The sequence below is a fragment of the Roseixanthobacter psychrophilus genome, from assembly GCF_043195195.1.
GTDB lineage: Bacteria > Pseudomonadota > Alphaproteobacteria > Rhizobiales > Xanthobacteraceae > NCEH01.
This window is the reverse complement of record NZ_JBAFWT010000221.1, coordinates 1-302: the sequence shown is the minus strand read 5'-3', so window position 1 is coordinate 302 and position 302 is coordinate 1. Positions and strand designations below refer to the sequence as shown.

Below are 302 nucleotides of genomic sequence, written 5' to 3'. Positions count from 1 at the left end.
GTCGCGATCGCGCGTGCGGGCGCCGCCGGCGGCCGAGATCGGCACGACGCCTTCCAGGGACACGTCGCCGGTGCCGAGCTGGCCGAGCCAGGTGCGCACCTCCTTGCACGCCAGGCGCATCTGCTCGGAGGGTTCGCGGTCGCCGCCGCAGGCGAGGTCAAATCGCGCCAGCACGCAGGCGCAGCGCACCAGCTCGGCCGGCGGCGGGCTAATCGGCAGGGCATAACGCCGCCGCAAAAAAGAATCGATCGTGCGGCCGGCATCGGCGATCGCCTGCTCGATCCGGCCGGTGGGCATGGGCG

The 302-nt window shown here is 73.2% G+C and carries 1 protein-coding gene; it reads right to left on the bottom strand.

The annotated features are described in order from the left end of the window. On the bottom strand, positions 1–302 hold a 302-nt coding region (locus V5F77_RS29285), incomplete at both ends, for a phage protein Gp36 family protein (protein ID WP_429008539.1).